A 17,804-nucleotide genomic window follows, 5' to 3' on the forward strand; every position below is an offset into this window, starting at 1 on the left:
AGGAACTCCTTTTTCTAATGTTTTAAGAAATAAATTTAAGGAATTATTCATCCTTACACAAACTATTTTACAGTCTCCGATTTTCCAAAAAATAGTTTGTTTAAAACTCCTCGAACAAGTTTTATTGCTACATTTTTATAAATAACTAATTTATCATGCTGAGAAACATCTGAATTAATTTGGGGCAATTTTATTTCCTCACTTACTATAACTTTATTAATCAATACTCAATAAAAATTCATGCAATGCATCTTTCCACATTGGAAATTCAAATCCTGTTTCTTTTGCTAAATGCATTACAGAATAATGAGGCCGGTATGCTACAGTTGGATATTCCTCTGAAGAAACTGGCAAAACTTCTACGTCTTTGTCTTTTAAAATTTCTTTTGCGAAATCATACCAAGAACAAATTCCATCATTTGAACATTGATAAGTTCCATAAGCTACTTTGTTATCTACTAAATAAGTAATGAAATCTGCTAATGTTTTTGTCCATGTTGGACGACCAATTTGATCAGAAACAACTGTTAATTGTTTATGTGTTTTTGCCAAATTAAGCATTGTATAAACAAAGTTATGGCCATATTCGCCATAAACCCAAGCTGTTCTAACAATAAAATACTTACTACAATATTTTTTTACTGCTTTTTCACCTAGTAATTTTGCTCGACCATATTCATTTCTTGGACCAGTTGGATCAGAGGGCATATATTCACCAGATTCTTTGCTACCATCAAATACGTAATCAGTACTGATATAAACTAAAGTTGAATTATATTTTTCGCAAGCTTTTGCAATAATTTCAGATCCTAAGGCATTAACTTTTTCATTAAGTAGTTTTCCTTCACCTTCAGCCGCATCAACAGCCGTATAAGCTGCACAATGATAAACTATTTTAGGTTTATTATCAGCAAAATATTCTTCTACTTTACTTTCATCTGTAATGTCTAATTTAGTTCTATCAGCCGCATCAAAATCATCAATGCCTCTACTTCTTAATAAATGCTGTAATTCTTGACCCAGTTGGCCATTGGCACCTGTAATTAAAATTCGCATATTTTCCCTTTAAATCTCAAAAATAAAACCCTAAGGAAAAACCTTAGGGTCGCATGTTTATTGGCCATTTTTAGCATATTTTGCTTCAACGGCTGTTTTCTGAGCTTCCCACCAATCACGATGATTAGTATACCAATCAATTGTCGACTGTAAGCCTTCTTCAAAATTTGTATACCGCGGTTCCCATCCTAATTCATTGCGTAATTTGCTTGAATCAATTGCATAACGCAAATCATGACCTGGGCGATCTCTTACTTGATCATATGCATCAGATGGTTGACCCATTAATTTTAGAATTAATTCCAATACTTCTTTATTATTCTTTTCACCATCTGCACCAATCAAGTAAGTTTCACCAATTTTACCTTCAGTTAAAATTTTCCAAACTGCACTAGAATGATCATTAGTGTGAATCCAATCTCTAACATTTTTACCAGTACCGTAAAGCTTAGGTCTAATTCCACTTAAGATATTAGTTATTTGTCTTGGAATAAACTTTTCAATATGTTGATATGGACCATAGTTATTAGAACAATTAGAAATAGTTGCACGTAAACCAAATGAACGAACCCAAGCTCTAACTAAAAGATCAGAACTTGCTTTAGAAGAAGAATATGGACTACTTGGATTGTATCTCATATCTGGAGTAAACTTTTCTCCTGGTCCTTCTCCATGTCCTGGTAAGTCATCCCTCAAAGGTAAATCGCCATACACTTCATCAGTTGAAATATGATGAAAACGAACATCATATTTGGCACAAGCCGAAATTAAAACAGAAGTTCCAACAATATTGGTTTGAATAAAGGGTTCTGGATTTAATAAAGAATTATCATTGTGACTTTCAGCAGCATAATGTACTACTGCATCAGCCTTTTGTACTAATTCATCTACTAATTCCTTGTCACAAATATCACCAACTACTAACTTTACGCGATCAGAAGGTAATCCAGCTAAATTTTCTTTATTACCAGCATAAGTTAACTTGTCTAAAACTGTTACAAAAACGTCCGGATGATTCTTGACTACATAATGAACAAAGTTAGAACCTATAAATCCAGCCCCACCAGTAACAATAATATTCTTAAACAAAGTTACACCTCCTAAATCTCACCATAAACAAACGGATTATCTTTTTCAAATTCTGTTAAAGTTGGTTGATTAGCATCTTTCTCAGAAGTTATAGCTTTATCTAAATCAATTGGCCAATCAATATTTAATTCAGGTGTCTTAAAAGAAATACCTCCATCTGCTTCCGCATTATAATAATTGTCACACTTATATAAGAAATTAACATTATCCGTCAATGTCACAAAACCATGTGCAAACCCTCTTGGAACTAGTAATTGTCTGTGATTGCTTTCAGATAAAATATATCCTTCCCATTGTTTATAAGTGGGCGAACCTTTACGTAAGTCAACAATAACATCCAACACAGCTCCTGTAGCAACTCTAATTAATTTTGTTTGTGCTGCTTTACCACGTTGAAAATGTAAACCACGTAAAACTCCTGCTTGAGTAGATAAGGACTGGTTATCTTGAATAAAGTTGAAATTAATGCCCGCTGCTTTGAAGTCACGATCTGAATATGTCTCAGTAAAAAATCCTCTATGATCTCCAAAAACAGCTGGAGTGATTATTTTAACATCTTGCAAATTAGTTCCTTTTACAATCAACTTTCCCATTTATTGTACTTCCTTTATTTTATCTACATTATAAAAGAGTTTGTCATAACAATCAGCAATATATTGCCAACTATACGCATCTTTAATCCTTTGCTTAGCTTTTTCTCCAAACTGATCAATCTCAGTTTTGCTAAAATTATCTACTCTATTAATTAAATTAGCTAAATTTCCAGCTTCTTTTGACCAATACAGTGCAGCACTTTTTCCAACTTCTTCATTAAATCCAATATTTAATAGTAAATTTAATTTTGTACTTCCAAGTGCCTCAAGAAGAGAAGGATTAGTACCACCAACTGAGTGCCCATGCAAATAACCATAAGCATTTTCTCTAATTTTCTTTAAAAGTTCAGCATTGTAGACAGTTCCCACAAATTTAATTCTTGAATCTTGTTTAAAGTTTAATTTTTGATTCAATTCACTCAAAAATGCATCATCACGGGTAGTAATTATTGCTAAGTCTTTTTTACTATTTGATTTCATAAATTCTCGTATCATTGTTTCGAAATTATTTTCTGGAACAAATCTTCCGACAATCAAATAATAATTAAATGATTTAAGGCCTTTATCTGATAACCAGTTTACAAAAATATCACTATCATCAGCCAATTCAGAAGGAAAAACATCTGAACCGTAAGCAATATACGTTGTTTTAGGTGTGTATTTCGAATATTCGTGTTTTATATATTTTTCAATATTTACAGAATCACAAACTAACAAATCTGCCTTTTTAACCATTAAGGCTTCTGACGTTTTCCAATACCAACGTACTGGTTTAGACCGCTTTGCCCGTTTCCATTCATGACCATCAGGATTTACGAATACCTTTCCACCTAGTTCATGAATTTTCTGGACATATTTCCCCATAAATGGTCCAATGCGACAAGCCAAGATGTAAACAATTGGATTATTTATATTTTGCTTCTTACATTGCTTAATGCATTCTTTAAGCGCTGCTAAATCATAATAAATTGCCTGTGCTGGTCCCAATTTTTCCGGTATGTCTATTTTAAAGCAATCTGCATTATAATAAGTAAAGTGTCTGTCATCAACTGTTACAGCTCCAGGAAGTTTGTGTTCATCCATAAAACCTTGGCCGTTTGCTTTACATGCAATATGGTACTTAATTTTCTTATTATTTTGATGATATTCAATTAATTTTTGCAAAAAAGTTTCATAACCGCCGTAGTTACCAATACCCTTTGCTCCAATAATAAAAACATGTTGGAAATTCATTTATTAGTTTTAAATCCTCTCATTATTCATGATTTTTTTCTTTCACTAAGCGCAACAAATATTGACCGTAGTCGTTTTTCTTTAAATTTTGAGCAAGTTCAACTAATTTTTGCTTTGAAATCCAACCCATTCGATAAGCTATTTCTTCAATACAAGCAACTTTAAGATTTTGACGCTTTTGAATAGTGGCAATAAAGCTAGATGCTTCAAGCATTGAATCATGCGTCCCTGTATCAAGCCAAGCATAACCTCTTCCCATCACTTTGACATCTAACTTGCCCCTATTTAAATATTCTTTATTTATATCGGTGACTTCTAACTCTCCACGGTCTGATGGTTTTAAATTTGCTGCAATATCGACAACATTATTATCATAAAAATATAATCCAGTCACTGCATAATTGCTCTTAGGATTCTGAGGTTTTTCTTCTATTGAAAGTGCATGCATATTTTCATCAAATTCCACAACACCAAATCTTTGTGGGTCATTGACATGATAACCGAACACAATCGCTCCTTCATCTTTTTTAGTAGCATCTTGAAGAAGTGCAGAAAGACCACTACCATAATAAATATTATCTCCCAGAGCTAAACAAACAGAGTCTTTTCCAATAAAATCAGCACCAATAATAAAAGCTTCAGCCAAACCATTTGGTTCTTTTTGTTCTTTATAACTCAGATTAATTCCGAGATGACTTCCATCACCTAATAAATGCTCAAAAAAATGTAAAAATTCTGGAGTGGAGATAATCAAAATATCCCTAATCCCTGCTAGCATTAAAGTAGACAAAGGATAATAAATCATAGGTTTATCATATATAGGTATCAGTTGTTTAGAAATTCCTCTAGTTATTGGATAAAGTCTTGTACCAGAACCTCCGGCAAGAATTATTCCTTTCAAAATTACACCCTCTTTAATTCTTTATTTTTTAAATTATTTAAATTCAAAAAATCATCTGTTTTTGCAAATAATGCTAAAAATAATAAGTTACAATTAATTACTAAAAAGTTTTGATCTATAATCGAGCTAATAATTGCAAACAGTAAATAAATTACCAATAAATTTTTCTTTTCATCTCCAAATTTTTTAAGAGCAAAGATTATAGCAAAAATAATAATAATGAAAGAAATTACCCCATATTCTAGTGCAATATAAACAAAAGAATTATCAATATAGAAATAATCAAATTTTAAAAAGCTGTGACTGTATCCATAAAGTCCACCATTACCAATCATATTTAAACTTTGTCCCAAAAGTGTGAATGAATATCGAGAAAAGCCCAAATTAATTTGAGAAATTCTGTTAGTAAAAAATCGATCTAAAGATACATAGATGTCACTTCCATTATAAAAATATCCCAAAATAAAGAATAAGAATACCAAACAAAGCGCAAATAATGGAATGGTTTTTCTTTCTATTGTATTGAAATTATATAAAATTAATTTCTTAAAAAATAAACTTATAAGGATTATTAATAATATTAATACTGTATCCAATTTTGCTCCTAACTTTAAATAAACAAAGTAGGACAAATACAATAGCAGCAAATACTCAAATAAATTAAATTTAAATCTTCTTAATACTGAATATCCTAAAATAATATAAAAAATTTGTGCCGCAAAGTCAGTTGTATACATGTACCCATATGCAAAATATGAATGATTATTTGAAATGAAAGGTAGATTTAAAATAGCCCCTTTTACAGCACAATAAACCATTATCAAAATCAAAGGGGTTATAATACATAACTGTGTCTTTAATATATTACTAAACTTTATATTTTTTGAACCCACAACTGTTATAAGATAATAAACTAAATTGCTATTCGTATTTTTAGCAATTGCTGCACTTATTATAAGTAAAATTGTAAAAAGTAAAAATTCTTTTGAAGTATAACGTGAAAAAAAGATCACTTTAACTAACAGTATTAGCATTCCTAGTAATTTAATTTGATTAAAAATCGTTATTCCATAAACATATCTAAATGTCGTTGCTCCCAAGAAGAAGCCGGAAATTTCTATTGCAAATCCTAGAATAAACAGAAAGCTTTCAATATTTTTTCTGCTTAAACTAAACGTAAGCGATTTTTGCACTATCTATCTTCCTTACTTAATACGCTCCATTTGGATGAATCATGACCATAATTGTCTTAAAAATAATATACATATCATAGAAGAAACCACTCTTCTTAATGTATTCAAGATCAAGTTCAACCATCTCATCAAAATCTGCATTATTACGCTTAGTTGCTTGCCAAAGGCCTGTACAACCTGGCACAACTAATAATCGTTGCTTATCATAGTCTGTATATTCAGCCACTTCTGATGGCAAAGGTGGACGTGGTCCAACTAATGACATGTCACCAAGCAAAACATTCCAAAGTTGTGGAAGCTCATCAAGACTATATTTTCTAATTGTATGCCCAATTTTAGTAACTCTTGGGTCATTCTTAATTTTAAACATTGCCCCATTAACTTCGTTTTGGTCTTTTAATTGATCAAGCATTTGATCGGCATTAACAACCATTGAACGAAACTTATACATTCTAAATGTTTGACCATCTTTACCAACACGGGTTTGTGAGTATATGGCTTTGCCACCATCTTCTTTTCTAATCCTATAAATAAGATATAGAAACAGTGGGGATAAGAGTACTAAAGCAATTGCACTCGCAATGACATCAAACGTTCTCTTAGAGAAATAATATAAATATCTTTCACGGATTTTTTCTTTATCCAGTCTGACATGAATCATAGATTCCAATTCCTTCTCCTCCTACCTACAAATTTAAAACAATCCCAAAAATCTTCCTTGTTTCAATGGTCTCCAGTGCATCTCCACTGGTTCACCATTAATAATATTTTTTGCGTTTTCTTTCCAAGAATTCGCCAAATTCTTGTCAAATTCTCGTTCAAGCTTGTCATAAGCTTCACTTAACTGATATTGGCGGTTAGGTAAGTCATGAGCATCAGAAGCAAAAGTGCAACCTTGCCCTGCCTTAATAAGCTGGCGAGTAAATTTTTCTACCTTTGATCCAAAAATCCCAGTATATGATGAGGCAGTAATCTGAACTAAGCACCCCTGCTCAATAAAACCTTGTAATAACTCTGGTTTTTGCATAATCTTGGTATTACGTTCTGGGTGCACAATAACTGGCGTAATTCCCTCCCGTAATAATTCATAAACCATGCCACTACTATATGAAGGTACATCATTACTTGGAAATTCCAAAAGCATATATTTACCTTCTTCATCGCAAAACAAAATATCATCATTTGCAATTGCTTCAAGTAACTTACTATTGATGCGAACTTCCATTCCTGGAAAAACAGTCAAAGGAAGATGCGCTTCATCTAGCATTTCTTGAAAATTTTCAGTTAAACGAATAACATCTTTTTTATGATTTAAATACTTGCCGTTTAGAGTATGAGGTGTGACGACAGCATGTGTAACACCATTTTGAACAGCTTCCCGTGCTAGTTTCATTGATGTCATCCAGTCTTTTGCCCCATCATCAATTCCTGGCAAGATATGACAGTGAATATCTACTAAAACCATTTTTATTTATTCATCCATGAGAAGATACTCTTCTTTTCCTTCTCTGGTTCACCATAACCATAACCGTAACCATAACCATAGCCATAGCCAGCATCTTCAGATTTAACATCATTCATAATATATCCGAGTACATGGGCTTGAGCAATTTCTAACATTTCAACTGCTCGTTTAACAGCTTGCTTTTGGGTCTTACCTTGGCGAACTACTAATACAACACCATCAAGTTTTCTTGCTAATTCTTGTGTATCAGAAACTTCAAGAATTGGAGCCAAGTCGATAATTACCATCTCATAGTAATTTCTAACAAGGTCGATAAAAGTTTTCATTCTTTTAGAGCCAACAAGTTCAGCTGGATTAGGTGGAATAGGCCCTGCGGTTAAAATAGACAAATTTTCAATTCCACTGTCTTGAGTAAACTCATCTAAATTTAACTCATTACTATCTGAAGTAAGAATAGAAGTAAGTCCTCGACGATTAGTCAAAGAAAACGTACTGTGAACAGTTGGTCGACGCAAGTCACCATCAATTAACAAAGTCTTTTTACCTGATTGAGCATAAGTAATGGCAACATTAGCTGCAACTGTTGACTTACCTTCACTAATAGCAGCAGAAGTAAATGCTAAGGTATTAATATCATGATCAATTGCTTTAAAATTAATATTAGTTCTAACTGTTCTGAACTGTTCAGTTGTTTGACTCTGTGGTTTAGCAACAGTAATCAACTTAGCACCATAGTGCATAGTTTCATCTGTACCACGTTTTTTTCTAAATAATGCCATATACTCTAAACTCTCCTACTTCTAATTCTGCTTGAACTTGGTGATTTCGTAACTCTAGTAATTTTAAATGAGTTAGATAAATGGTAGTGATCAATTTGACCCAAGTTAGTCAAACCTAATGTCTTAGTCATAAATTCATCATCACGCACAGTTGTATTGAGCATTTCTTTTAAGATGATGACAAATAAGCAAATTACAAAACCTAAGACAAATCCTGCAATCGTAAATAATCTCACATTAGGAAATGTTTGAGTTCCATTGTTTGCATCAGCAATAACCGTCACATTGTTAACACTCATAATTTCAGGAATCTCAGTTTTAAAAGTCTGAGCAACGGCATTAGCTTCAGCTTGTGCCTTTTCAGGGGTGTCGGATGTTGCTTTAATTGAGAATACTTGTGATTGTTGTTGAGTTGAAACAGAAATTGCCTTGCTTAATTCAGTTGCTGAAATAGTATATGACTTACCAGAACGTTCAAGAACTGCTGGCTGAGCCTTTTTAACTAATTTTTTCGTTCCATCAGCTAATGTTTCATATTTAGCTGGAACAGCTTCTTTAACAACCTTTACAGGATTAGCAAGTTGCTTGGAAGCTGCTTTTAAAATCTTGGGACTAGTAACAATATCTTTGTAGGTTGTAATAACTTGCATATTAGCTTGTTGCAGAGTATATGCTGCCCCAATATTTTTTTCATCAGTCTTTTGATTAACTAAAAGCTGAGTACTTGCTGAATACTTGGGCTGAATCATAAAGCTTGATACTCCCCAAGCAATGATTGCAAAACCCAAACTCCAAATTAATAGTGATCCAATGTGTCGACGAAGTAACTTTAATAATTGTGCTAAATCAATTGTATTGTTTTCGTGTATTTGCTCCATTAATCAGTTTCCTTTTAATTATTCATAATATAGCTAGCTTTATTCTCTTTGACTTGCACCTTTGCTAAGTCCAAAGTTGATCTAATTTCATCAGAGACTCTTTGTCTTTCTTCTTGACTGATGACTTCGATTTCCATTTGGCCAAACTTAGGATTATTAGTCATTTTACTTGTTCCTTGTGCATGATCTTGTGTTAAGTTATCAGTAGCGTGACGATAATCCATACCAATTTTATACATTTGATTCATAGTTAAATCAGTTTGCATCTCATCAGAAATAGATTTCAAAAAGCCAGTATTTACTAATGTACTTGGCGAAATGGACTTTTTAAGAAGGGCCATCACAACTAAACGATTACGAACTTGACGACCGTAATCTTGCATTGGATCCCCATGACGAAGTTGGACAAAGGCTAAAGCCTTCTTCCCTTTCATGTGATAAGTTTTGCCTTTTTCAAATGAGTAACCTTGATTATCAAATGTAAGTGGTGAAGTAACAGTTACTCCCCCTACTTGATCAATTGCCTTTTCAAGGCCACCCATATTAATCATAATGTAGCCATCAATTGGCACACTATAGTATTTATCTAAAGTCTTAATAGTTTCGCTAACTCCTCCAAGAGTATATGCGGAATTAATCTTAGTCACTCCATATTCTGGATAATCTGGGAAAATTGCATTAGAGTCTCTTGGAATAGAAACAATTGTCGTCTTATTACTATTAGGATTAATAGCCAACATCATAATTGTGTCAGTTCTACCACGCCAGTCACGCCCCATTGCTCCTGTATCAGTTCCTAACAATAAAATATTGATTGGCTTTTTAGCTGCTAACACACTATCAAGCGAACGATTCTTATTGCTAGTAGTGTTTTTAGCAACTGGAGTATACATTTTATTAGCTGTATCACGTAAGTTCTTATAAATCATCCCACAAGCAATGAATCCAGCTAAAACTACAACACCAAATACCACCCAGAATCCACGCCAAAACTTACGATGATGACGGTGGTGATGATGGTGGTGATGATGTTTCACTTCATTATTTTCCAACTTCCATACCCCTTTTATTTATTAATTTTTTCTAAAGCGTACAAAGTCCATTTTACCCCCCCCCAATATTGCTTACGCAAGGGCTTTTCTATAGAAAAAGCAAAAAATATCGGGAAAATTATGTAAATGGTTTACATTTTTAAATGTTATATTTATTTTTTATATTTAAAAATATAAATATAAATCAATCTTTATCTATCCATAAATATTTTTTATTACTTCAGAACTTTAATTTATAGCAATAAAAAAACAGAATCGACTTTCATCGATTCTGTGAAAAAGATTATTAAAATCTATTTATTATTTATCGTCTTTTTTTCTTTTCTTACCAGCCAAACCAATTAGGCTTGCAACAGCCATTGCTGCGAGTCCTAAGCCGACAGTAGATGAACTTTCATTACCAGTTTGTGGGAGTTTAGATGAAGAACTAGTAATCTTCTTAGCTACATCCTTATGGATATTTGCTTCAGGGGTTAACGGAGTAGTAGCCTTTGGTTCATCCTGCTTTCCGGTTGATTTGGCAGGTGATTCTGGTGTCTTGCCAGCATTATCGTTTGACTTCTCGGGTTGAGTTGGTTGCTCTGGTGTTGGACTTGGAATCAAATTAGTGTGTAATTCAACAATTTGATCCACATCCACATCATTGTCATAGCGAGTTGGAATTTCAACCCCAGTCCAATCTGCTATATAACCTTTATCCTTCAATGCATCATCAACAGTCTTCTTAACTGTTTCTGAGTCGATAGTTTGGTAAGTCACACCATCAAATGGTACTTCCACAACCACTTTCTTGCCAGCATCATAAGCTTTAACAATTAATTTTTGTGGAAGTGGAACAATTTCCATGTTGACAACAACATCTTTGTCATTTTCCTTAACATGAACTTCAGGAGCTTGTTCACTTTCCTTAGTCAAGCCATATCCTTTGGCAACATCAGGAACATATTCTGACCAAGTATCAGTTCCTATAGCTTCACCATCAGTATATCCAAGTAATTTACCAGTTACCTTATCAACTTGAGCAGTCCGCTTGTATTGAACAACCTGAGTTTGAGTTTCAGTATGTTCAGCATTTGAACCACCTTCAGAATAGCCAGCTGGATACTTGACATTAATTATCCGAGTTATTGGTGTAGTCAAATCTTTATTTTCTACACCTTCTGGGTATTTAGGACTCTCTGGGTCGCCAGGACGAACTGGTTCTTCAGGAGTCTTACCTTCACCAGGTTTAACAGGAATAATTTGATGTTTGAAGTAAACGTTAATTATTCCATCTTTAATTTCTTTGATAAGTTCAGGAATATTGTCGTAATTGATAAATTCATAGCCACGTGGTTCAAGTTCTGATCTAATGGCTTGAACATAACTGTAGACTTGCTTGTCATCAACCTTGTCGCCTCCTTCACCAGAAATCAAAGTAGCTAAGCTGGCATTCTTAAGAGGAATTTCGGCATCATTACCATCTTTGTCAATTGCTCTGAACTTGATAGTTTGAATTGGACGATAGTCAACATCAATTACTTGGTCGCCAGCATTCTCACTTGGAGTTGAAGCATCAATCTTAATCCGGCTAGCAATGTAACCTGGAACTTGATCGTTTAAACCTAAAGTGTATTCGTCGAACTTACTGCGGTCACCATCAACTTTCCATTCAGTGTATGTGATTTCACCAGTATCAACATTAACTTTTGCATCCCGAACAAAGTGTACTGTTTGATCTTGAACAGTTACATCGCCAGAAGGCTTGTGTTCAATAATCTTACGAGTAACATCTCTGTTTAAATCAATCTTCTTAACACCATCTGGGAAGGTCTTTCCAGGATTATTAGGAATTTCATCTCCAGGGTTCTTAGGATCAGTGTGACTAACTTCTACAGTTTTAGAAATAATTGGGATTAAAATTGGGTTATCATTTGGCTGGATAGTTACTTCGCCAGGAATAGTAAAGCCCTTAGCAACTTCATATCCAGTTGGAATTTCACCGGTAACTTTATGAGTATCGCCAATATTTCCGTCGATTACTTGAGTTTTAACAACTTCACCCTTGTCGTTAATGTATTTAATGGTTTGGGTACTTGGCTTAGTGTGGTAATCAATTGTGGCTGAAGCATCACTTGGTTCATGGTTCTTATCAAATGTGACTGATGGAACACTTTCAGCATCTTTACCATCAACTTGGCTTACATAGTTTGGAAGAACTGGGGCGGTGAACTCTTTGAAGCCACCAGTCCAATCGCCATAAGTTACTTCTTTTGTAACTGGATCTTTGGTAGCAGTTCTAGTTGCAACTGCAGTTTGGGTGATTTCTTGGGTCTTACCACCAGGGTATTTAATGGTGATAGTTCGAGTAACAAGCTTCTTTGCGTCAGGATCAGTGTTTGAAACATCAATACCTGGGTGGTTAAAGATTAACTTAATAACTTGGTCTTTGGTACCAAAGTTAGTAGGATCGGTACTTTGAGAAACAAACTGGTATCCCTTGTCACCAAAGAATTCCTTTAAAGCGGCAATGTAGTCGTTCAGTTTTTGTGCTGGAACTTCATGATTAGTGTTACCAGTAATTGCCTTACCAAAACCAGCTGGAATTGGCAATTCAACTTCTTTGCCAGTTTGATTATCAAAAGTTTCAACCGTAACTTGTTGAGTTAATGGCAAGTAGTAAAGATTGATGTCCATATCACTACTATTTTCATTAACTGTGACACTTGGTGTACTTTGTGCAACGTAGCCGGTCTTTTCAGTTCCTTGAACAGCATCAAAGGTAGTCTTGTCGCTAGTTGTCCAAGGTGACCAAGTAAATCCACCAGTAACTTGATCAACAGTTAAAGTCCGTTTGAAGGTTGCTTGATCTGTCTTGGTTGATTGAACAGTCTTACCATCTGGTTCATAGACAGTAACTACCCGAGTAACGGTCTTTTGTAAGTCAGTCTTAACAACGCCTTCTGGTAAATCTGGTTCGTCACCAGTATAAGTAGTAGTCTTGTGAACTAATTTAACAGTAATGTCACCAGTTGGCTTACTAAAGTCAATTTCTTTTGGTTCACTAGAATCTTTAGCGATTTCATATCCATCTGGAATTTCTGATGGAACTTCCTTCTTATCACCATATCTACCAGTGATGACGTTTTGATGGATAATTGCGTCTCCATTTTCAGTATCTACGTAGTTGATAGTAGCTGTTTGGTTAGTCTTGGTGTAGGTAATGTGGATTTCTTGGTCGCCAGCTTCAACACTTGGAGTTGATTCGTCAACCTTAGTTCTACTTGCAGTGTAGCCAGTAACCTGATCGCTGTCGCCTAAAACATATTCACTAAACTTGTTGTTAGTGTTTGGAATAACTGTCCATTCACTATAAGTTACTGCACCAGTTGCTACGTTAATAGTAGCAGTACGAGTGAATTTAACACTTTCATCACTAACTGTGACTGAACCATCTGGCTTATCTTCGATAATCTTACGAGTAACAGTTCTGTTTAAGTCACTTTCACTAACTCCCTTAGGGTAAGTCTTACCTGGAACTTCGGTGATTGGGTCGCCTGGGTTCTTTGGATTATCTGGAGTTACAGTGACTTTCTTAGAACGTAAAGTAATGATGATTGGAGTATCAGTATCTTTAATTTCAACTGAACTTGGAATTGTTTCGCCAGGAGTTAATTCATAACCATCTTCAATCTTTTGGTTGACGGTTTCTTTGTCTCCAACATTACCCTTAAGAACTTGATCACTGCCAACAGGATTGCCATTTTCATCAACATACTTGATGGTTTGAGTACCTGGATTTGCATCGTAAGTAACAGTTACGTCATCACCATTTTGAGGTTCACCATCAACAATCTTGACTGCTTCACTTGGTACACTAGTAGCTGGTTGGCCGTCAACCTTAGTTGTGTGACCAGGAATTGACCCGGCGTCATAACCAGGGAATTCTGCCTTAGACCATTCACCTGGGGTAGTCTTGCCAGTTACCTTGTCAGTAGTATTAGTTCTATGAACAGTGACGGTTTGAGTAACTTTAGCGGTTGATCCGTCAGCGCGAGGAATAGTAATAACTCTAGTTACAGTCTTATCTTCTGGAGTTTCACTAGTTTGGTGAGTGAAGTACAACTTAATTGTTTGAACAGCAGTTGTGTACTTGTCTGGAGTAGGAGTAGTTGAGTTTGCAACGTATTGGTAGCCAAGCTTAGTAAGTAAGTTCTTAATCTTACCTTCACGATCACTAGCATCAGTTGCTGAAACTGCTTCATCCACCTTGCCAGCTAAGTCAGTATTAGTTGCGATACTGTCTAAATCAATCTGGACGTCTTTGCCACTAGCTTGGTCATAAGCTTCAAAAACAACCTTACTATCGTCAGGAGTGTAGTAGATGTTAACAGTTGAATCGCCACTGTCCCGATTTACGGTAATTGCATCAGCTTTAGTAGTTGGGGTGTAACCAGTAATTGGATCTGCATTATATTCTGCAAAGTTACTATCACCATCAGTTAGGGTCCAATCACCTAAAGTAATCTTCTTAGATACTTCATCATAAGTAGCAGTCCGCTTGAAAGTTGCTGTTTGAGAAACTGTTTTGGTAATGGTTTGTCCATCGGTTGAGTAAACATTAATCGTTCTAGTTACAGTATGCTTCAAATCAGCACTAGTTAACCCATTTGGCAAGTTAGGAGTTTCATCAGTTAAAGTTGTAATTTTGTGAACCAACTTAACTGTTTGATCACTAGTAGGCTTGCTGAAGTCAACTGAACCTGGAACTGAAGAATCCTTAGCTAATTCGTAACCATCAGGAATTTCAGGGGTAACAGTCTTAGTATCACCAGTCTTACCAGTAACGATTGTTTGGTGAACAATTGCGTTACCGTTATCTGAGTCAACGTAGTCAATAGTTACAGTGTGAGTGTCCTTTGCGTAAGTGATATGAATTTCTTGGTCGCCAGCTTCAACACTTGGAGTTGATTCGTCAACTTTTGAACGTGAAGCAGTGTAACCCCATACTTGATCATTGTCGCCTAAAACATATTCACTAAACTTGTTGTTAGTATTTGGAACAACCGTCCATTCACTATAAGTTACTGCACCAGTTGCTACGTTAACAGTGGCAGTACGAGTAAATTTAACACTTTCATCACTAACTGTGACTGAGCCCGTTGGCTTATCTTCGATAATCTTGCGGGTAACAGTTCTGTTTAAGTCACTTTCACTAACTCCCTTAGGGAAAGTCTTACCAGGGTTATCTGGAATTTCGCTGCCTTCATTTTGAGGGTTGTCTGGAGTTACAGTAACTGTCTTAGCCTTTAAGGTTACGATAATTGGCGAATCAGTCTTCTTAATGTCAATTGCACCAGGAATAGTTTCACCAGGTACTAATTCATAACCATCGGGAATAGTTGTGTTAACTTCCTTAATCTCGCCAACTTTACCGGAGATTACTTGGTCTTCACTACCATCACTGAATTTAATCGGATTACCCTTTTCATCAACGTACTTGATGGTTTGAGTACCAGGATTTGCTTCGTAAGTAACAGTTACATCATCGCCATTTTGAGGAACGCCATTGACAATCTTAACTGCTTCACTTGGAACAGTAGTTGTTTCTTTACCATCTACATAAGTAGTTTTGCCATCAACTTGACTTGCATCATATTCAGGGAATTCTGCCTTAGACCATTCACCTGGAGTAGTTGCCCCAGTTACCTTATCAGTAGTGTTAGTTCTATGGACAGTAGCAGTTTGAGTAACTTCAATTATCTTACCGTTTTCGCCAGGAATGTTAATCTTACGAGTAACTGTCTTTTCTTCTGGCGTTTCACTGGTTTGGTGAGTGAAGTAAAGCTTAATTGTTTGAGTGTCAGCTGTGAACTTGCTTGGAGTAGGGGTAGCTGAATTTTCAACATATTGGTAGCCCAGCTTAATAAGTAAGTTCTTAATCTTACCTTCACGATCACTAGCATCTTGTGCATTAACAGCTTGGTCAACCTTACCAGCCAAATCAGTGTTAGTTGCGATACTGTCTAAATCAATCTGGACGTCTTTGCCACTAGCTTGATCGTAGGCTTCAAAAATAACCTTACTATCATTTGGTGTGTAGTGGATGTTAACGGTTGAGTTGCCGTCAGCTTCAGTAACTGTAACTGCGCTAGCCTTAGTTGTTGGCGTATAGCCATCAATTTGATCAGCATTATATTCGGCAAAGTTGGCATTTCCATCACTAACTGACCAATTTCCAAAGGTAATTTGGTTAGTCGCCTTGTCGTAAGTAGCAGTCCGCGTGAAAGTAGCAGTTTGGGTAACAGTCTTGGTAATGTTTTGTCCATCAGTTGAGTAAACATTAATCGTTCTAGTAACAGTCCGCTTAAAGTCAGCACTAGTATAACCATTTGGAAAATCTGGTGTCTTATCAGTTAAAGTCTCAACAATATGTTCTAAGGTGATTTCCTTATCAGCAACTGGATCACCATCAAAGGTAATTGACGTAGGAATTGATTCACCGTCTTTTAACTTGTAGCCAGCTGGTAACTTTTGATCAACGCTAGCAGTGGTACCAGTTACGCCTGTGATTGTTTGAACTCGTAAAACAGTACCATCAGCGTCTTTAAAGGTAACGTGTGTGGTGTATGCTTGGTTGGTGTAGGTAATTGTATATTCCTTATCACCAGTTTCTGCAGTTGGCGTTTCAGCAGGTAAACTTGAAATAGTTGGAATGTAACCCTCAGTACCTGGTGTTGCCGGTATTGTCCATGCTGACCATGACTTTTGAGGTGAGTCACTAGCAATTTGCCAATCGGTGTAAACAACTTTACCAGTTACTTCATTGACAGTAGCGTCACGGTAGAACTTAACTGTTTGACTAGAAGTAGTTGTTTTGCCAGTCTTTGGGTCGATAACATTAATCGTTCTAGTGGCGGTCCGGTTTAAATCTTCTTCACTCACACCTTGTGGGTAAGTGAAGTTCTTTTCGATAATGTCACCAGCATTCTTTGGTGCATCATGGGTGACCTTAACAACTTTTTGCTGGATGTTGAAGACGATAGGGGTCTTTGGTTGACCTGGGTTATCGTTAGTTAAAGTGACTTCCTTGGAAGTATCTTGACCAGGAACTAATTCATAGCCATCTGGAACTTCATCGGCAGTAATCGTCTTCTTGTCACCAACGTTACCACCAACGTTTTCAGTCTTAATAATGTTACCATCAGCGTCTTTATAGTTAACAACCGTGTATGCTGGTACAGTCCGGTAATATACATCAATTGCGTTATAACTTGGGACACTGTCTTGGTCACTAAAACTGGTGCCATCAATTGATGACTGATCAACACGAGTACCATTATTATCTACTTGGCTGACATAGTTTTCAATTTGTGGAATTTGGTATTGAGTTAGACCACCGCTCCATTTGCCGTAAGTTAAGACTGTGTCAGTCACTAAGTCCTTCGTGTTAGTTCTAGTAGCAGTCCCAGTTTGAACTTCAGTCTTAACGGTGGTGCCGTCCGGTTGGTGAAGATTAATCGTTCTAGTAATTGGCTGATTTTCAACAACATCCCCGTGCTTGTGGCTAAAGTGGATTGTCACCG

General features: G+C 35.6%; 12 protein-coding genes. All 12 read right to left on the reverse strand.

Annotated elements, in window-relative coordinates; translation table 11 throughout:
- Nucleotides 1-216: 216 nt before the first annotated feature.
- Complete coding sequence (rfbD, locus tag ETI37_RS01565) at nt 217-1,056, reverse strand: dTDP-4-dehydrorhamnose reductase (protein WP_006586653.1); 840 nt, start codon at nt 1,054-1,056, stop codon at nt 217-219.
- Nucleotides 1,057-1,113: 57 nt separating this feature from the next.
- A complete protein-coding gene (gene rfbB / locus ETI37_RS01570) occupies nt 1,114-2,145 on the reverse strand; it encodes a dTDP-glucose 4,6-dehydratase (RefSeq protein WP_006586652.1) in 1,032 nt (343 codons plus the stop codon).
- 11 nt (nt 2,146-2,156) lie between these two features.
- Nucleotides 2,157-2,738, reverse strand: a complete 582-nt coding sequence (gene rfbC, locus ETI37_RS01575) for a dTDP-4-dehydrorhamnose 3,5-epimerase (RefSeq protein ID WP_006586651.1) — start codon at nt 2,736-2,738, stop codon at nt 2,157-2,159.
- On the reverse strand, nt 2,739-3,971 hold the full coding sequence (cps2T, locus tag ETI37_RS01580) for a beta 1-4 rhamnosyltransferase Cps2T (RefSeq protein WP_006586650.1): 1,233 nt from the start codon (nt 3,969-3,971) through the stop codon (nt 2,739-2,741).
- A gap of 22 nt (nt 3,972-3,993) precedes the next feature.
- Nucleotides 3,994-4,872 carry a glucose-1-phosphate thymidylyltransferase RfbA gene (rfbA, locus tag ETI37_RS01585; RefSeq protein WP_006586649.1) on the reverse strand — a complete coding sequence of 293 codons (879 nt, stop codon included), beginning with the start codon at nt 4,870-4,872 and terminating at the stop codon, nt 3,994-3,996.
- A 2-nt stretch (nt 4,873-4,874) separates the two neighbouring features.
- Nucleotides 4,875-6,065 carry a hypothetical protein gene (locus tag ETI37_RS01590; RefSeq protein ID WP_006586648.1) on the reverse strand — a complete coding sequence of 397 codons (1,191 nt, stop codon included), beginning with the start codon at nt 6,063-6,065 and terminating at the stop codon, nt 4,875-4,877.
- Nucleotides 6,066-6,081: 16 nt separating this feature from the next.
- A complete protein-coding gene (locus ETI37_RS01595) occupies nt 6,082-6,726 on the reverse strand; it encodes a sugar transferase (protein WP_034535786.1) in 645 nt (214 codons plus the stop codon).
- 33 nt (nt 6,727-6,759) lie between these two features.
- Entirely contained in the window at nt 6,760-7,530 is a 771-nt protein-coding gene (locus tag ETI37_RS01600; protein WP_006586646.1) for a tyrosine-protein phosphatase, read from the reverse strand.
- A gap of 2 nt (nt 7,531-7,532) precedes the next feature.
- A complete protein-coding gene (locus ETI37_RS01605; protein WP_006586645.1) occupies nt 7,533-8,309 on the reverse strand; it encodes a CpsD/CapB family tyrosine-protein kinase in 777 nt (258 codons plus the stop codon).
- 5 nt (nt 8,310-8,314) lie between these two features.
- Nucleotides 8,315-9,187, reverse strand: coding sequence for a YveK family protein (locus ETI37_RS01610; RefSeq protein WP_006586644.1), 873 nt, complete (start codon nt 9,185-9,187; stop codon nt 8,315-8,317).
- A gap of 14 nt (nt 9,188-9,201) precedes the next feature.
- Nucleotides 9,202-10,239 carry an LCP family protein gene (locus ETI37_RS01615; RefSeq protein WP_006586643.1) on the reverse strand — a complete coding sequence of 346 codons (1,038 nt, stop codon included), beginning with the start codon at nt 10,237-10,239 and terminating at the stop codon, nt 9,202-9,204.
- A 300-nt stretch (nt 10,240-10,539) separates the two neighbouring features.
- A complete protein-coding gene (locus tag ETI37_RS01620) occupies nt 10,540-17,802 on the reverse strand; it encodes a mucin-binding protein (protein ID WP_240404708.1) in 7,263 nt (2,420 codons plus the stop codon).
- Between the last annotated feature and the right edge of the window lie 2 nt (nt 17,803-17,804).

This window comes from Lactobacillus mulieris, assembly GCF_007095465.1.
GTDB lineage: Bacteria > Bacillota > Bacilli > Lactobacillales > Lactobacillaceae > Lactobacillus > Lactobacillus mulieris.